This window comes from Bacillus sp. URHA0034 (assembly GCF_056280405.1).
The window spans coordinates 4,635,697-4,652,351 of sequence record NZ_JBWCDK010000002.1 but is presented as its reverse complement, the minus strand read 5'-3'; the positions used below and the strand labels follow the sequence as shown (position 1 = coordinate 4,652,351).

At 38.8% G+C, this 16,655-nt stretch carries 19 protein-coding genes; 8 read left to right on the top strand and 11 right to left on the bottom strand.

The window, feature by feature from the left end; translation table 11 throughout:
- Positions 1 to 273 precede the first annotated feature (273 nt).
- Both ACZ9EE_RS24365 and ACZ9EE_RS24360 read right to left on the bottom strand, forming a co-directional pair.
- Positions 274 to 1,491 carry an MFS transporter gene (locus ACZ9EE_RS24365; RefSeq protein ID WP_476031216.1) on the bottom strand — a complete coding sequence of 406 codons (1,218 nt, stop codon included), beginning with the start codon at positions 1,489 to 1,491 and terminating at the stop codon, positions 274 to 276.
- Between the two features lie 112 nt (positions 1,492 to 1,603).
- Entirely contained in the window at positions 1,604 to 2,212 is a 609-nt protein-coding gene (locus ACZ9EE_RS24360) for a superoxide dismutase (RefSeq protein ID WP_476033073.1), read from the bottom strand.
- 374 nt (positions 2,213 to 2,586) lie between these two features.
- Between ACZ9EE_RS24360 and ACZ9EE_RS24355 the strand changes: the two genes are divergently transcribed.
- A complete protein-coding gene (locus ACZ9EE_RS24355) occupies positions 2,587 to 3,282 on the top strand; it encodes a Crp/Fnr family transcriptional regulator (RefSeq protein ID WP_476031215.1) in 696 nt (231 codons plus the stop codon).
- Positions 3,283 to 3,346: 64 nt separating this feature from the next.
- On the opposite strand, the gene ACZ9EE_RS24350 is transcribed toward ACZ9EE_RS24355, so the two are convergent.
- Positions 3,347 to 3,829, bottom strand: coding sequence for a DUF456 domain-containing protein (locus tag ACZ9EE_RS24350; protein ID WP_476031214.1), 483 nt, complete (start codon positions 3,827 to 3,829; stop codon positions 3,347 to 3,349).
- 145 nt (positions 3,830 to 3,974) lie between these two features.
- On the opposite strand from ACZ9EE_RS24350, the gene ACZ9EE_RS24345 reads away from it, so the two are divergent.
- The 3 genes from ACZ9EE_RS24345 to ispG all read left to right on the top strand — a co-directional run bounded on the left by ACZ9EE_RS24345 (position 3,975) and on the right by ispG (position 6,454).
- Positions 3,975 to 4,742: a DUF1189 domain-containing protein gene (locus ACZ9EE_RS24345; RefSeq protein WP_476031213.1), complete on the top strand. Its 768-nt coding sequence runs from the start codon at positions 3,975 to 3,977 to the stop codon at positions 4,740 to 4,742.
- An 86-nt stretch (positions 4,743 to 4,828) separates the two neighbouring features.
- Complete coding sequence (locus ACZ9EE_RS24340) at positions 4,829 to 5,158, top strand: hypothetical protein (protein WP_476031212.1); 330 nt, start codon at positions 4,829 to 4,831, stop codon at positions 5,156 to 5,158.
- Positions 5,159 to 5,317: 159 nt separating this feature from the next.
- Positions 5,318 to 6,454 (top strand): flavodoxin-dependent (E)-4-hydroxy-3-methylbut-2-enyl-diphosphate synthase, encoded by a 1,137-nt coding sequence (gene ispG, locus ACZ9EE_RS24335; protein WP_476033071.1) that lies wholly within the window; start codon positions 5,318 to 5,320, stop codon positions 6,452 to 6,454.
- A 183-nt stretch (positions 6,455 to 6,637) separates the two neighbouring features.
- Here ispG and ACZ9EE_RS24330 read toward each other — a convergent pair whose 3' ends face one another.
- The gene (locus tag ACZ9EE_RS24330; protein ID WP_476033070.1) at positions 6,638 to 6,997 is read right to left on the bottom strand and encodes a hypothetical protein; all 360 of its coding nucleotides are present in this window, start codon (positions 6,995 to 6,997) and stop codon (positions 6,638 to 6,640) included.
- A gap of 334 nt (positions 6,998 to 7,331) precedes the next feature.
- Here ACZ9EE_RS24330 and ACZ9EE_RS24325 point away from each other — a divergent pair, with 334 nt between their 5' ends.
- The gene (locus ACZ9EE_RS24325) at positions 7,332 to 7,925 is read left to right on the top strand and encodes a 5' nucleotidase, NT5C type (protein WP_476031211.1); all 594 of its coding nucleotides are present in this window, start codon (positions 7,332 to 7,334) and stop codon (positions 7,923 to 7,925) included.
- A 13-nt stretch (positions 7,926 to 7,938) separates the two neighbouring features.
- Here the strand turns inward: ACZ9EE_RS24325 and zur are convergent, their stop codons facing one another.
- The 3 genes from zur to ACZ9EE_RS24310 are packed head-to-tail and all read right to left on the bottom strand — an operon-like array spanning position 7,939 to position 9,970.
- Positions 7,939 to 8,352 carry a zinc uptake transcriptional repressor Zur gene (gene zur / locus ACZ9EE_RS24320; protein ID WP_476031210.1) on the bottom strand — a complete coding sequence of 138 codons (414 nt, stop codon included), beginning with the start codon at positions 8,350 to 8,352 and terminating at the stop codon, positions 7,939 to 7,941.
- The gene (locus tag ACZ9EE_RS24315; protein WP_476031209.1) at positions 8,349 to 9,200 is read right to left on the bottom strand and encodes a metal ABC transporter permease; all 852 of its coding nucleotides are present in this window, start codon (positions 9,198 to 9,200) and stop codon (positions 8,349 to 8,351) included. Before ACZ9EE_RS24315 ends, zur begins: the two co-directional genes overlap by 4 nt.
- Positions 9,197 to 9,970 (bottom strand): metal ABC transporter ATP-binding protein, encoded by a 774-nt coding sequence (locus tag ACZ9EE_RS24310; RefSeq protein ID WP_476031208.1) that lies wholly within the window; start codon positions 9,968 to 9,970, stop codon positions 9,197 to 9,199. The genes ACZ9EE_RS24315 and ACZ9EE_RS24310 overlap by 4 nt, the downstream gene beginning before the upstream one ends.
- Positions 9,971 to 10,137: 167 nt before the next feature.
- Here ACZ9EE_RS24310 and ACZ9EE_RS24305 point away from each other — a divergent pair, with 167 nt between their 5' ends.
- Positions 10,138 to 10,395: a DUF2624 domain-containing protein gene (locus ACZ9EE_RS24305; protein WP_476031207.1), complete on the top strand. Its 258-nt coding sequence runs from the start codon at positions 10,138 to 10,140 to the stop codon at positions 10,393 to 10,395.
- Positions 10,396 to 10,424: 29 nt separating this feature from the next.
- Here the strand turns inward: ACZ9EE_RS24305 and ACZ9EE_RS24300 are convergent, their stop codons facing one another.
- Positions 10,425 to 11,318 (bottom strand): deoxyribonuclease IV, encoded by an 894-nt coding sequence (locus ACZ9EE_RS24300; protein WP_476031206.1) that lies wholly within the window; start codon positions 11,316 to 11,318, stop codon positions 10,425 to 10,427.
- A gap of 23 nt (positions 11,319 to 11,341) precedes the next feature.
- The gene (locus ACZ9EE_RS24295) at positions 11,342 to 12,658 is read right to left on the bottom strand and encodes a DEAD/DEAH box helicase (protein WP_476031205.1); all 1,317 of its coding nucleotides are present in this window, start codon (positions 12,656 to 12,658) and stop codon (positions 11,342 to 11,344) included.
- Between the two features lie 253 nt (positions 12,659 to 12,911).
- Here ACZ9EE_RS24295 and vrrA point away from each other — a divergent pair, with 253 nt between their 5' ends.
- Entirely contained in the window at positions 12,912 to 13,562 is a 651-nt protein-coding gene (vrrA, locus tag ACZ9EE_RS24290) for a VrrA/YqfQ family protein (RefSeq protein WP_476031204.1), read from the top strand.
- A gap of 181 nt (positions 13,563 to 13,743) precedes the next feature.
- On the top strand, positions 13,744 to 14,694 hold the full coding sequence (locus ACZ9EE_RS24285; protein ID WP_476031203.1) for a 4-hydroxy-3-methylbut-2-enyl diphosphate reductase: 951 nt from the start codon (positions 13,744 to 13,746) through the stop codon (positions 14,692 to 14,694).
- A 75-nt stretch (positions 14,695 to 14,769) separates the two neighbouring features.
- Here ACZ9EE_RS24285 and ACZ9EE_RS24280 read toward each other — a convergent pair whose 3' ends face one another.
- Positions 14,770 to 15,885: a Nif3-like dinuclear metal center hexameric protein gene (locus ACZ9EE_RS24280; RefSeq protein ID WP_476031202.1), complete on the bottom strand. Its 1,116-nt coding sequence runs from the start codon at positions 15,883 to 15,885 to the stop codon at positions 14,770 to 14,772.
- On the bottom strand, positions 15,863 to 16,591 hold the full coding sequence (locus ACZ9EE_RS24275; protein ID WP_476031201.1) for a tRNA (adenine(22)-N(1))-methyltransferase: 729 nt from the start codon (positions 16,589 to 16,591) through the stop codon (positions 15,863 to 15,865). Before ACZ9EE_RS24275 ends, ACZ9EE_RS24280 begins: the two co-directional genes overlap by 23 nt.
- Between the last annotated feature and the right edge of the window lie 64 nt (positions 16,592 to 16,655).

The window sequence follows — 16,655 nt, the reverse complement described above, 5'->3', positions numbered from 1 at the left end:
ATTCAGCAAAAAAGGTATAATCCCTTTATTAAATAGGAATTATACCTTCTTTAAAATATAGCCTAATATAAGAACCTGTTGATTGGAGCGGAAGGCGGCGAAGACTCCTGCGGGAGTACGGAGCAGGAGAGACCCCGCAGGCGCTCAAGCGCCGAGGAGGCTCCCCGGCACGCCCGCGGAAAGCGAAGCCGCCTGGAGCGGAAATCAACAGCTAAGTTTAAAGCCCTAATTTTAAGGACTTTTCCAGTGCCCTCGTAATTAAACTCATCGTTTTTATGCTGCAGGTAGCTGCACTCTTCGCATGAACAAATAAATTAATAAATGACCAGCACCCAAAATGAATAACAGAATGGGAATACTTTTTTCTTCATTAAACCAGGTAATTGCTGCAAGAAAAGCTAGAATAGAAATTATTCTGCCGAGATTAAGGTATATTTCCCGGACAACAATATACTCTATCCTCATTTCAGCAGCTTTCCATCCTGACCCAATGACATCATATGTAGTTGAACTATATGGGACTAACAACAATGGGTACGCTATTGCTATCATCCCGCCATATAATAATAATTTTACAAAATTCAAATCCCAAATAATTAGCAGGACCGCAGCATAGAGGATAATTCCACCAATTAAGATGGCTTTTTTTCGATATTTTTTCTTAATTAATCGTGACGCAAAATAGTATGCAACAAAGGATATTCCGGAATTGATCAGACCAAACGTGCCTAAAGACATTTCGCTTCCGGTCGAAATATAGACAAAAACGGAGATGACAAAAGCAAAAGTTCCCTCTCGTAACCCCTGAACGAAATGAGCATTCGTAACGTAACGCCAATTTTCGTTTTGTTTTCTTTCCTCAAAAATCCTTTTAAAGCAGTACCTTCCAGAAGCAGGTCTCCGTTTTAATGAAAAGCTCATAAACACAGCTAGACCGAATAAGGCTAGTGACAAACCAAAAACAAACGTATATCCGGTAAATTCCTCAAATTTCGTGATGATAATACCGGCTGCAATCGGGCCAATCATGCCGCCAGCAGAAGATAAAATCCCTAAAAATCCATTAAAAAAATCCCTTGTCTCTGGTTCGGTAATTTCAAAGGTTAACACATTATAGGCTAACCAATAAAAGCCATAACCAATTCCAAGCAGGCCGCCTAATAAAAGTAAATAAGTGGAAGCGTTTGTGCCGGTAATCAGTACAGCTAAATAAAACAAAGCTAACGAGATTACACCAATACGCAGTACAATCACTCGATCGATTTTTTTAGCCCACCGCCCCGCCAAGATAAACGTTAACGGCTGCAAAACGACTATTGAGAGGTTAAATAGGGCAATATCGGAATACTGTCCTGTTTGCTTCCAAAGATAAATATTCACAAACGTGTTTGATAACGCTACACTCAATGAATAAAGACCGCCAATGATCAGCAAAAGTGATAAATCCTTGGTTAATTCTACGTCACCCAAAAGCTTAAATTTTTTTGCCATAAAAAAAACTCCCCTTTATCATAAGGGTAGTCTTTATCAACTAGGGGGTTCTTATACAAATTTTGAGCAAATGAAAAAAGGCAGCTAAAAAACTGCCTTTTACCCAAAAAAATTACTTCGCTGAGTTATAACGCTTAGATACTTCATCCCAGTTTACCACATTCCAGAAGGATGAAATATAATCAGGACGTTTGTTTTGATATTTTAAATAGTAAGCATGCTCCCAAACATCAAGGCCAAGAATTGGAGTCTTTCCTTCCATTAATGGAGAGTCTTGATTTGGAGTGCTGGAAACTTCTAGTTCACCATTATTTACAGATAACCAAGCCCAGCCAGAGCCGAAACGAGTAGTTGCTGCTTTAGCAAACTCTTCTTTAAAATTGTCAAAGCTGCCAAATTTGCTAGTGATCGCATCAGCCAATTCACCTGCTGGGGCACCGCCGCCATTTGGAGAAAGGATTTGCCAGAATAAAGAGTGATTTGCGTGTCCGCCGCCATTATTACGTACTGCTGTACGAGCAGCTTCTGGAACCGCATCCAAATTAGAAATAACTTCCTCAACTGATTTAGAAAGTAATTCTTCGTTTCCTGCTAAGGCATTATTTAGATTTGTCACATATGTGTTGTGGTGTCTAGTGTGGTGAATATTCATTGTTTCTTTGTCAATGTGTGGTTCTAGTGCATCTTCTGCATAAGGTAATTTAGGTAATTCAAATGCCATCATTAATTCCTCCTATGTACATATTATTTTTTTGGGGCTTTAGGTAAGCTTACAACCATTGTGATTTATAAGAATATTTCTAAAGCTTTACTTAAAAGATACCAAAGTTGGTTTTTCCTTTCAAATAAAATGCTTATACCCAACATAAATACAATTTCCTTTTAACATATTTTTATACCTTCAATAAAAAAAAGGATAAAATGCTATCTCCAAACTATATTTCGAAAAATTGTCATGAACCATCAAACTAGCATCCTGTCAACGATTTTTGTCATAACAAAGGAAAAGTACTCCCATCCCTTGTTAATGCCTTATTGACATGTTGTTTATAAACGATTTTAATCAACTTGTAAAGGTAAAAAGGAGGGCCAAATATGCAAATCACAAGCATGTCCATCTATCATTTAATGGTACAATTTTTCAAAAAAAATGAACCAATTCAAAAGGTTAAAGCTGGTTCAGTCCTTTTTCATGAGAAAGATCGAGTAGAATATATTTACTTAATTCTTAAAGGAAGTATTGCATTAGGAAGGGTTCATTTACGAGGCAAAGAATTCATTTTAAAAGTCTTAAATCACAAAGAACTAATTGTGGAGTATCAACTTTTCAAAGCCAATCCGCAGTATCAGTTTTTTGCCAAGACTATGACTGACTGCGAATTACTTCTTATTAAGAAAGAACAATTTGAAGAATTTATTTTAACCGACCCTGAAGCTATGAATGCTTTGGTTGCATGGCTCAGCACTGGATATCTAAAAGCCCAAATGAAATGTCAGGATTTAATTATGAATGGCAAAAAAGGTGGTTTATATTCCATCCTTATCCGTTTATGCAATTCTTACGGAGTAAAAATTGACAATGGTGTATTAATCGACTTGCCCTTAACCCATCAGGAACTTGCCAACTTAACCTATGGTACCAGAGAAGTTATCCAACGTGCCCTAAAAGAGCTCCGTGAACAAGATATCATTCTATATGAAAATCAAAAATTCACGATAAAGAACCTAGCTTATTTGAAGACAGAAGTAGATTGCCAAAACTGTCCGTTTGAAATTTGCGGGATTAATTAACAGCTGCAGCGACTATCATGGAGCTGCAGCTTAACACTAAGCCACCTGGTCCCCAAGTGGCTTTTTATAGAACAAGCATAAAAAAATAGCCAACCATTATGACCTGAATAATGGTTTTTGTGATTACACTGCTTATAAACCCAATGACCGAACCGAATCCTACCTTCACACTTTCAGAAAAACTTCTTTTATTAATTATTAACTCAGCTGCTATAGCCCCAATAAACGGACCAATCAAAATTCCGAAAATCGGAATAACAAACGGACCGGCTATTATTCCAATCGTACTTCCCCAAACCCCGGCCTTGGAGCCGCCATACTTCTTGATTCCAATGAGGTTGGCTACATAATCAGCTACAAACAATAATACGACAAATAAACCTTGAATAAGCCAAAATAACCAATTCAAATCCCCAAAAGAAAAGAACACACCGTACAGAATAAAACCCGCCAGCAGAAATAACACACTTGGAATAATCGGGTAGACCAGGCCAATAAATGCAACAATAAAAAGAATACTTATGATACACCAATAAACAGCTTCCATCCATCCCCATCCTTCTTTTTTATCTTTTTTTACGGTTTACCCTCAAAATGGGTTCATTAACCTCTACATTCTTGTATATATCATTGACACAGGCTACAATAGAATGTGAATCTGGTTTATCATGTTTCTTTTAAAGGTGGTTATTATGAATATCTTCAAACAATTTTATAAAAGTATTTATTCCCCAAGGGACATTGCCCTATTTCGTTTTCAGGGGATTGGGAAAACGATTCTATATGTATTTTTCCTAACCTTTATCTCCATCCTGCCATCTATTATTTATTTCAGTACAGCACTTACAGAGGGGATTGACGCAGCAAAGTCTTTTATAAAAGATGAAGCTCCTGCTTTCTCCATTAAAAATGGACAGCTAACAGCAAAGACTAATGTGCCGGTTACTATAAATAAAGACAATTTTACGATTATTATTGATCCTACAGGCGCTGTATCGGAAGATGACGCCGCGAATGAAGGAAACGCTTTTGCTTTATTAAAGAATGAGTTCGCTTTTGTCTCAGCCGGCAGGGTTGAGACATATCCATATTCTATGATGGAAGGTATTCATATTACAAACAAAGACCTGCTCCATTTTGTTGATACAATTGGCGGAATGAAAGGCATTATTATTCCAGTTGTAGGATTGTTTATTTACATATTTTCAAGCGCAGCTAGTTTTATTGAGATATCGGTCCTAGCCCTCATAGGTCTTGCTTTAAAAGGAAATCGAAAGCTTAATTATCGGCAATTATGGAGAATGGCGGCTTATAGCGAAACTTTGCCAACCTTATTTTTCACCATAATGACCGCTATTCAAACTGTAGTTCCGAACAGTTTCTTAATTAATTGGTTTGTGGTCATTATTGTATTATACCTTGCTATTAAGGAAGTACCTAAACCTAAAAATGCCAACTAAACGTCCATAAACGGACGTTTTTTTTGGTCTAATCTAATGTGGACAAGCATAGGAATGTACAAACATTCTTTCTGGAGGCTTGTCCCATGAAAAAGCTATTCGGCATTCTACTTACCATTTTAGTAATATACGTCATTTATTACGATCTAACAGTTGGTACTCTTCCAACCTCCACCCCAAAACCTGTAGACGCAAAAGTCGAGCAAAACACCGCATCCAAAACGGACTTACCTTCTTTTGATGCAAAGGTAAAACCAGGCGAAACTGTGATATCCATTGTAGAGCATAAAATCAATAAGTCACTTCCCGTATCCATACCTGACTTAATCGAGGACTTCCAAACATTAAATGGGGGTAAGTCCGCAGAAAAAATTCAAATTGGTTCTACATATCATTTTCCTGATTACTCAAAATAAAGAGGATATGTCGTAAATCTTGTCAAAAATAGCACAGGGCTGATACAATAAGATGAACCTCCAATCAGGGATTGTTCATTCTTTCTGTTTGTGAGGATATTCGAGTGTACTGACCGTTATAACGGCAATAGATCGAATTTATTAGATTCGAATCCATATTTGAAGGAGAGCGAATTACACGTGAGTGAAATCATACATCGCACCAAAACCCGGCCAATTAAAGTAGGAAATTTAACAATTGGCGGGAGCAATGAAATCATTATTCAAAGTATGACTACAACGAAAACGCACGATGTTGAGGCAACCGTTGCAGAGATTAAACGATTGGAAGAAGCAGGCTGTCAAATAGTCCGGGTTGCATGCCCAGATGAACGGGCCGCAAATGCTATTCCAGAAATTAAGAAAAGAATTAATATCCCTCTTGTAGTCGATATTCATTTTGATTATAAATTAGCACTCAAGGCCATTGAGGGCGGTGCTGATAAAATTCGAATTAATCCAGGAAATATCGGTAAACGTGAAAAAGTTGAAGCAGTTGTAAAAGCAGCTAAAGAACGTGGAATTCCGATTCGAATTGGAGTAAATGCAGGGTCCTTAGAAAAGAAAATTCTTGAAAAATATGGATATCCAACAGCGGATGGTATGGTAGAGAGTGCACTTCACCATATTAAAATTCTCGAGGATTTAGATTTCCATGATATTATTGTCTCGATGAAGGCATCTGATGTTAACCTGGCTATCGAAGCTTACGAAAAAGCCGCACAAGCTTTTGATTATCCATTACACTTAGGTATTACTGAATCTGGGACACTTTTCTCCGGTACGGTTAAAAGTGCAGCTGGATTAGGTGCTATAATCAGTAAAGGGATTGGAAATACATTGCGGATTTCCTTAAGTGCCGACCCAGTGGAAGAAGTAAAAGTTGCACGCGAGCTTTTAAAAGTATTTGGACTTTCTTCCAATGCAGCAACATTAATTTCATGCCCAACCTGCGGAAGAATTGAAATTGACCTGATCAGTATCGCAAATGAAGTGGAAGAGTATATTTCCACAATAAAAGCTCCGATTAAGGTATCAGTATTAGGTTGTGCTGTAAATGGTCCGGGCGAAGCTCGTGAAGCAGATATCGGCATTGCCGGTGCCCGTGGAGAAGGATTATTGTTTAGAAAAGGTGAAATTGTCCGAAAGGTTCCTGAGGCACAAATGGTCGAGGAACTTAAAAAGGAAATTGATCAAGTCGCTGAAGAGTATTTCCGCAAAAAGGCAGAGGAAGATAAAATAGTAAAGACAAACTAAAACATGAAGAAACCCGGTATAATTACCGGGTTTCTTTTTGTCTAGCTCAGCGCCTAGCCCCTCGATGGTCTACAGACAATCCGACCAAAAGGTTAAGGAGCAACCTTTCGGCCGGATTGTCTTATGCTTGTCGGGGCTGAACAAGGCGCTTGCGCTTTTCTTAGCTCCTATGCAACAGTACTGTTAAAAGAACGGAAGAATAAAGATACCAACAACAATTGATATGGCTCCAATACCAATTGCCCATGCCCCAAGACCTTGGGCACCTCTACTCCTCGCTACAAAACCTAACACAATACCTGCAGCACCAAATAGTATAGGCATTACAAACAGTGATAAAATCGATAACGCTAAGGCAAGGGTACCAATCCCTGTTCCAGCGGCAGCTCCAGCTTTCTGCTGCTGCTGTTGGGTATTGTTTTGATTTTTCCGCAGTGTAACAGGAACAGGTGCAGCAATTTCAGCTGCCGATTCCTCTTGGTATTGAGAAGATCTGATCGGAACGGATGCACCAATCTCAGGAGTATTCTGTGACTTCTTCAAAGAATAAGAAGTCTTAATCGGTGCCGCTACTTCTGAAGATGTTTCTTCTCTGTATGCAGAAGGAGAATTGGGAATATCTTCTCCAATTATTGGTCCTCGAAGAGCTTCTTGCACTTTCGTGTCTCGTTCATCTGCCATCCTAATCCCTCTCTTTCAGTTATAGGAGCATTTATTAGTGTGAACTACCTGACGGTTTTTAGTATGTCAATGTTTGTCTTAAATAGGGATTTATTTGAAATAGAGGAAATGTAACTTTTTAAATTAATCCTTTATTGTTCGCCTGTCTTTGGTAAAATAAAAGGAGAACATAAGACTAACGAGGGTGAAAAATGTAATGAAAAGATTTGGTATCGATATAGATGGCACGGTAACCTCCCCCACTTCCCTGATTCCTTTTATAAATAAAGCCTTTAACTTAAATATTTTATATGAGGATGTAAATAAGTATGAATTGACCCCGTTTGTTAACGTTCCTGAACAGGAATTTGCAAAATGGTTTACCGAGAATGAACCGATTATTTACGAGGGGTCTCCGCCTGCACCTGGTTCCATTGATGTACTAACGGAATGGAAACATAAACATGAATTATTTTTTATTAGTGCACGAGGACCTCATTTACTCAATGTAACGGAGGAATGGTTTTTCAAGCATGGACTCATGTTTCATCATATTGAGTTGATTGGTTCACACGATAAAGTGGAAACCACCAAGAAACATAATATTGATATTTTTTTTGAGGATAAACATGATAATGCGGTAATGATCCACGAAGAGTGCCGGATCCCAGTTATCCTCTTCGATACTCCCTATAATCAGGATCCACTTCCAGAAGGGGTTATACGTGTAAAGAATTGGCGTGAGGCTTATCATTGGGTAGAAACCTGGTTAAAGAATCAGGAACCAGTACGTAAAAAACAGCTTGTGTAACCACAAGCTGTTTTTAACAACAACAATCCGGACAACGTCCATATATTTCGAATTTATGACCAGAAATATCATATCCCTTTAGATTTTCACTTAAACCATTCATCGGACAGGTATCGATCTCTTTGGTTTTTCCACAGTCTAAACAGATAAAATGATGATGATGGTGGTTTCTGGAACAAGTAAACCGGAAGTGTTTTTCCCCGGATAACTCCGTCATTTCTAAGATCCCCATATCGACAAATAGGGATAGGTTACGGTAAATGGTATCAAAGCTCAAGCCTGGATAATCATCTTTTAATAAATCAAGTACTTCTTTAGCAGTTAAATATTTATCGTTATCAGCAAATAATTGCAGCATATCTTCTCTTTTTCCTGTTTGTTTAAATCCGTTTTCTTTCAGGTGCTGTATGGCTTCATTTACATTCACTTAACTCCTCCTCCTAATCTACTGGTCATTTTTTTATAAAAGATCGACATTATTAAGATAAGAACCGCGAGCATAACAATTGTACCCCCGGGTGCTAGATCCAGGTAATAGGCCGTAAAAAGTCCACCTAAAACGGAGACTTCACCGAAGAGAACTGATAAAAAAATCGTTTGTTTGAACCCCTTGGCGATTCGAATACTAGCCGCAACCGGCAGTGTCATTAAAGAGGAAACCAACAAGATTCCGACAATTCTCATCGATGCAGCAATCACAAGGGCTACCATGACAATAAAGATAAAATGAATGCTTTTCGCAGGTATTCCTGAGGCTTTGGCATGTTCCTCATCAAAAGAAAGTAAAAATAGCTCTTTATACAATAAAATAATCACTAATATGACAAGTATACTGATAACCAATATAACCCATAAATCTGTTCGGCTGACAGCTGAGACACTTCCAAATAAGTAACTATACAAGTCTGTATTAAATCCATTGGCAAGCGAAATAAAAATGACTCCAAGCCCAATTCCGCCTGACATAATAATCGGAATAGCCAACTCTTGGTATTGCTTATAAACTCCTCTTAACTTTTCAATAAACAAAGAGCCGCCTACAGAAAAAACCATTCCCATATAAAGCGGGTTCAATCCCGCAAGCATCGTAAATTTATTCTCGATAAGCAGGCTCGCGGCGATGCCTGCCAAGGTAACATGACTTAATGCATCAGCTATTAACGATAACCTTCTGACTACGATAAACACTCCTAGTAAAGGGGCTAGGACTCCAATCAAAATTCCTGTTAAAAACGCGTTTTGTAAAAACTCATAATGAAAAATACCTTCAATCAATTTCTAACGCCTCCATGTTCATGGTTATGGGCCAGCACGTGTACATCATGACCATAAACCTTAGACAACCCATTCCTGCTGACTTGTTCAAATTCCTCGGTATCACCATGAAAATGCAAATGTTTATTTAAACAAGCGACATGTGTAACCTTATCTGAAATGGTGCCAATATCATGGGTAACCAATAAAAGAGTAATCCCCCTGCTCTTATTTAAGTCTCCAAGCATCTCGTAGAATGAATGAACATTTTCCGCATCCACTCCAACGGTGGGCTCATCCAAAATCAAAAGCTTCGGTTCACTTACCAGTGCACGGGCAATAAATACCCTTTGCTGCTGACCCCCGGACAGTTCTCCAATATTTCGATGACTAAAGGCCTTCATCCCTACAGCGTCTAATGCATCCATTACCTTCTGCCGATGCTCTTTTTTAAAAAAAGTAAACAGCCCTAACTTTTTGGTTAACCCGCTTGACACCACCTCAAAAACAGTAGCTGGAAATCCTGTATTAAAGGAATTGGCCTTTTGCGATACATATCCAATTTTTTGCCAGTCTTTGAATTTACTTATTTCCTGGCCAAATAAAAAAATGTCCCCTCGTTGCAACTTTAATAAACCTAAAATTAATTTTAACAAGGTAGATTTGCCTGAACCATTTGGCCCGACTATCGCCAAAAAGGATCCCACTGGGACAGTAATAGTAATATCTTCAAGAACACTTTCTTTTTCATAACGGTAGAAAAGATGTTTGATTTCAATAATGGCTTTCATTGTCCACACTCTCACTTTTAATTATCAGAATGATTCCGATTTAACTCCAAGTAGTATACAATAGGACTCCCCAATTGTAAAGGCAGAGAATCCTGGTCAATCCCCACTATAATCCATTGTCACACTCTATCCCCTTCTTCATACATTAGCATGGAGGAGTGATGAGGGTGAAAATATTTGAAAGCATCATTAATCATAAAGTTAACACAATCACACCAGAAGAGCTTATGAAGTATGCAAATCAGTTTAATATCAGTGTTAGTCCACAACAAGCGAAAAAGATTGCTGAATACTTACGAGGTAAAAATATTAATATTTTTGATACTACACAGCGTGCCCAATTGGTAAAACAAATCGCTAAATCAGCCGGCCCTGAAACGGCAAGGGAAGTTAATAAATTATTGATTCAATTCACAAAACAATAAAAAAGCTGTGCCAAAGCACAGCTTTTTCCTTATCCTTGCATGATTTCATCTAATAAGTTTTCATTAAACTCTTGCTCCCTGAACATGTTGATTTCAAACTTATAAGGCGGTTTTTTATTATTTTTATCTTCCCCAACAAAAGGAGTCTCTAAAATCTTAGGGACTTCTTGTAATTGAGGATGATGAACGACATAATTTAAGGCTTTAAATCCAATATGACCAAATCCGATATTCTCATGGCGGTCTTTTCTCATCCCAACTGTGTTTTTACTATCATTAATGTGAAGGACTTTTAGTTTGTCTAAGCCGATAATTTTATCAAATTCATTTAGAACACCATCAAAGTCGTCGACAATATTATAGCCGGCATCATGTGTATGACAAGTATCAAAGCAAACTGACAGTCTGTCGTTAAAATTGACCCCGTCCATAATCATTGCGAGTTCCTCAAAGGATTTTCCGCATTCAGAACCTTTTCCAGCCATTGTTTCTAGTGCAATTTGAAGCTGTTCCTTACCTGTTAATACTTCATTCAAGCCCTCAATGATTTTTTTAATACCAAGCTCAGTTCCCGCCCCGACATGGGCACCCGGATGAAGAACAATTTGTTTCGCTCCAAGTGCCTCTGTTCTTTCAATTTCACTGCGGAGGAATCTTACTCCTAATTCAAACGTATCGGGATTGGTCGTGTTTCCAATGTTTATGATATAGGGAGCATGCACGATAATTTCTGTGATCCCGTTCATCTCCATATGTCGTCTTCCTGCTTCAATGTTCAGATCTTCAATTTTCTTTCTTCGGGTATTTTGCGGTGCACCCGTATAAATCATAAAAGTGTTAGCACCATAGGATACTGCTTCCGCACTGGCAGCAAGCAGCATATCTTTGCCACTCATCGATACATGTGAACCGATTTTCAACATCCCATTTCTCTCCCTTTAGATGATTATTTCTTTCTCTTCTCTATCTTTCGCTGCCGTTTTTTTACTTTATCCATTTCCCACTGCATTTTCTTTTTATAGCCTGGTTTTACCTTTTGTGGTTTTTTGACAATTGATTTCGCGGTTCGATCCGCCTCATCTTCTTTTCGCACACGGGTTTTTCGTTTATTTCTTTCGTCAATCTCTTCAATTCCTTCATTTTTGAAATCAACATGTTTAAATTGGATGCCCATTTTTTCCAATCGGTTCAAAGCGTCCTCATCAGAGCTTTCATAAATCGTGAGGGCAATTCCAGAATTACCTGCCCGTGCTGTTCTTCCCACCCGGTGAATATAAAAATCCAAATCCGTTGGAAGTTCATAATTAATGACATGGCTGACCCCTTCAATATCAATCCCTCTTGAAGCAAGATCGGTGGCAACTATATACTGATACTCCAAGTCCTGTATTTGTTTCATCATTTTTTTTCGTTCACGAGGGTTTAAATCACCATGGACTCGTCCGACTTTTAAGCCTTTATCATTTAAGAAATAGGCAACCTCTTCCGCCATCTTTTTCGTATTGGTGAACACTATTGCTAGATATGGATTGTAGGCAAGCAGTGCATCATGGACAAGCTGCTTTTTATTGCGGTGCCTTGATGGTAACAGATAATGCACTAAATTCTCAGCTGCTTTTCTCTTTGAATCAATCTGAATGGTTTTAGGATTTTCCATATATTTTTTTAAAAATGGTTTTAATTTTTCCGGAATTGTCGCTGAAAAAACCAACATTTGCAGTTTATCAGGCATTTTGGCAGCAACCTGATCGACATCTTCAATGAATCCCATATCAAGCATCATGTCAGCTTCGTCAACTACAAGGATTTTAGCTGTATGGATAAATAATGCTTGTTCTACCATGAGATCTTTAATTCTGCCAGGGGTGCCAACAACGATTTGCGGCTGAACCTTTAGTTTTTCAATGGTTCGCAGCTTATCGGTTCCTCCGATATAACATCTAGTCATAATTTGGTGATCAGGACTGCAATGTTCGGTAACCTTCAAAATCTGGTGGTAAATTTGTGACGCGAGTTCTCTTGTTGGTGCGGTAATGACTGCTTGAACTTCTTGGCGGTTTGGATCTATTCCCTCGAGAATTGGCAAAACATAAGCAAATGTTTTACCTGTCCCAGTTTGGGATTGTCCAATCGCACTTTCTCCTTTTAACACTAATGGAGTCATCCGTTCTTGAATTTCTGTAGGCTCAAAAAAACCAAATTGGTTCAGTGCTTCTATGATAAATGGCTGAAACTTAAAACGCTCAAATTGATTTGCTTTCATAAAATAGCTCCTTATTCTTTTTCTTCTTATGGAGTAGTATTTCCTCAAGTTTAATTTCCTTCTCTATGTCCATCATGTTATTATAGTAAAATTTCTCCTAAATAACCAGTTAACTTATTTTTTTATTCACAGCTTTTACTAATAAGCCAAATTTTAAAACGAAATTAGTGATTTCCTTGTGTGTAAACCTAAACCAAATTAGGATTTATGCATATTTTAGAGTATGAAGTCATGGTAGAAAGGAGGTTTTGGAATGCAGCCAAGACCAAGAATGCCCTTTAACGGCGGAATGGGGCAGCAAATGTTCGGCGGTGGTGGTCCGATGATGGGGTCAGGAGGCACGCCTTCATTCGGCAGAAGTCCGATGATGAGGCCGCAAGCAGGACCCTTTGGCGGAGGAAACTCAATGATGGGAGCAAGAATGGGGTCCGGATCCGGTCAGATGGGCAGAGCCGGAGGCGGTATGCTCTCGAAACTTCTCGGAAGAGGTACACAAGCAGGTACTCCAAGCGGACTTATGGGAATGGGAAGGGCCGCAGGAAGCAGCGGCAGCGGCGGCTTACTTCAATCCTTAAGCAATCCTGGGGGATTAACAGGAATTTTAAATAATACCCAGCAAGTGCTAAAAACAGCACAAACCATTGGACCGATGATCCAACAATATGGCCCAATGGTAAAGAATATACCTGCAATGTGGAAGCTATATCGAGGCATTAAAAATGCTACAAAGGACAGTGAATCATCCAGCAAGAAATCAAAAGCAGAATCGGTCAGGGAAGAATCTTCTAGCAGCGAAAGTTCGGAATCTGCACAATCTAACCAGTCGGCCACCCAAAAAGGACGCCAAAAGTCACGTTCTCATCAGCACCAAAAGGGAAGTTCAATCCCGAAAATGTATATTTAAAACTTCTGAATGCTGAAATCCAGCATTCTTTTATTTTTTCCAATAATTTCTTCAGGAAAAATGTATCTTTGTATTATATCTATTAGTTTTATATAATAAATAAATAGACTAACAGAAAAGCTTATCTAACCGAGCGCTGTTCTAAAAGTAAAGCAAAGTTCATTTAGGAGGACTTTATAATATGCAAATCATTAAAATATCACCACGCGGTTACTGTTATGGTGTCGTTGATGCCATGGTTATTGCAAGAAATGCTGCTTTAGATAAATCATTGCCACGTCCAATCTACATCCTAGGGATGATTGTTCATAACAAACATGTTACAGATGCCTTTGCAGAAGAAGGCATTATCACTCTTGACGGTGACAATCGTATCGATATTCTAAATAAAGTTGAATCAGGGACTGTTATTTTCACCGCCCACGGCATTTCTCCGGAAGTACGTGAGCTAGCGAAGAAGAAAGGCCTTGTAGCGATTGATGCCACCTGTCCTGATGTAACTAGAACACATGATTTGATAGAAGAAAAAACAAAACAAGGATATCAAGTTATATATATTGGTAAGAAGGGGCACCCAGAGCCTGAAGGAGCGGTTGGTGTTGCACCGGATATGGTTCATTTAGTGGAAACGCCTAATGACGTTGAAGCATTAACTGTTCAAAGTGACAAGCTTATTGTTACGAACCAAACTACAATGAGTCAATGGGATGTTGCGGATACGATGAAAAAAGTAAAGGAAAAATATCCGCATGTAGAGGTCTATAATGAAATATGCCATGCAACACAAATCCGTCAGGAAGCCGTTGCCGAACAAGCGACAAAAGCAGATGTAACCATTGTTGTTGGCGACCCAAAGAGTAATAACTCTAATCGTCTTGCACAAGTATCCGAGGAAATTGCTGGAACAAGAGCATATCGCATTGCAGATATAACTGAATTAGAAATTGATTGGTTAAAAGATGCCAAGACTGTTGCCGTAACATCGGGTGCTTCTACACCCACCCCTATTACAAAAGAAGTAATCACATTTATTGAGCAATTTGATCCAACAAATGAATTCACTTGGGAACGTCGTAAACAAGTTCAATTAAATAAAATATTGCCTAAAGTCAAAAGTGCTGACAAGTCATAAGAAACTACTCTAGGGACTTGCCCCGCTTTAACAAAAAGAACCGTGTCCTATTAGACCGGTTCTTTTCTATGTAGTTTATACAAACTGAAAGGGATCTGTATTTTCTTCAGATGGGAAAATGTCAACATTGTAGCCAGACTCTTGGCACAACTTTTGGAGTACATTTGTCAGCCCTTTTTTCATCACTTTTTCGACATTATGTCCCGGGTCAATCATATTTAAGCCCTGCATCATCGCATCATGGGCCGTATGGTAATAGATATCCCCCGTAACATATACATCTGCGCCTTTAAATTTCGCACTCATAAAATATTTATTACCATCGCCGCCTAATACAGCAACCTTTTTAACCTTAGAGGTTAAATCACCAACAACCCTGACAGTGGAGACACTTAATGCTTTCTTTACCTTTTCAGTAAATTCCGCTAATGTCGTTTCTTTCACTTTTCCGATTCTGCCGAGACCGAGTGTCTCCCCTTTATTCTCAACCGGGTACACATCATAGGCAACCTCTTCATATGGATGTGCTTTAATCATGGCGGTGATCGTTTTCTTTAAAAGTGGCTCAGGCACAATGGTTTCTATTCTTACTTCATCTACTTCCTCTAACTGCCCTTGCTTGCCCACATACGGATCTGTATGCTCACCGGGTAAAAATCTCCCTGTTCCGTCTGCCGAAAAAGTACAATGACTGTAGTTTCCAATAAAACCAGCCCCTGAATTTCCTAATACTTGTCTAATTTCCTCTGCATGGCTAGCAGGGACAAAGACCACTATTTTCTTAAGCTTCGTATCATAGGTTGGAACCAGAACCTCCGTCTCCTCAAGCCCCAAAGCTTCTGCCAATAAATCATTTACCCCGCCTTTGGCTACATCCAAGTTTGTATGGGCTGCATAAACAGCTATATCATGTTTTAATAACTTTTCAACCATTTTCCCCTGAGTGGTATCTGTTAACAAGTTTTTAAGCGGCCGATAGATGATCGGATGATGGGCAATAATAAGCTGAACATCTTTTTCGATCGCCTCATCAATTACATGTTCGAGAACATCAAGAGCAATCATTACTCTTTCAACTCTTTTATTTAACCGTCCAATTTGTAAACCTATTTTATCGCCCTCCATCGCCAACCCTTTTGGTGAAAATTGCTCAAAAAGCTGGATGATTTCATGACCGTTCGGATTCTTCATTACTTAGGACCTCCTCAACAAGTTTTATCTTTTCAATGAGCTCATTCCTTTTTTCAATCGTTTCGGCCGTTTCCGAAGCCCCTTCCAGTGCTTCGAAAATCCGCTGCCAATTTTTCATTTCCGCTGTCCACTTCTTTTTAAAGATTTCGTTCTTTTCTCGCTGAAGGAATGGCCCCAGCAAAAGTCCCTTTTCTTTATTTTCATGATATGGTTTAACTGGGTCGCCCTGTTCAGCAACTAAAATTTCGTAAATCTTCCCATCTTCCTCAAGAATTTCTTCTGCAATTAACTCCCAGTTATTTTCCAAAAGCCAGGTTCGAATCGAAACCGCACTAATATTTGGTTGTAATATAAGCCGATTAACTGACCCCAGCTTGTCTTTTCCATTTTCCAAGATACTTGAGATCAGAGCACCTCCCATTCCGGCAATAGTAATACAATCTACCTCTTCAGGTTGAATAACCTCTAGTCCATCACCCATTCGGACAGTAATTTTGTCAGCAAGCCCTTCAGCTAATACATTTTTCTCAGCGGATTGAAATGGCCCTTGGGCTACTTCACCTGCAATTGCATACGCAATTTTTAATTTTTTCGCCAGGTAACATGGCAAATACGCATGATCGGAGCCAATATCCGCCATTCGAGCACCTTCTGGAACATATTTCGCAACTGTCGTTAATCGAATTGATAATTTATCTGTATTCAAAATTCCACCACTTTTACAATATTATAGGAATAAACATTTAACTTTGAGAGTTGTCCAGCTACAG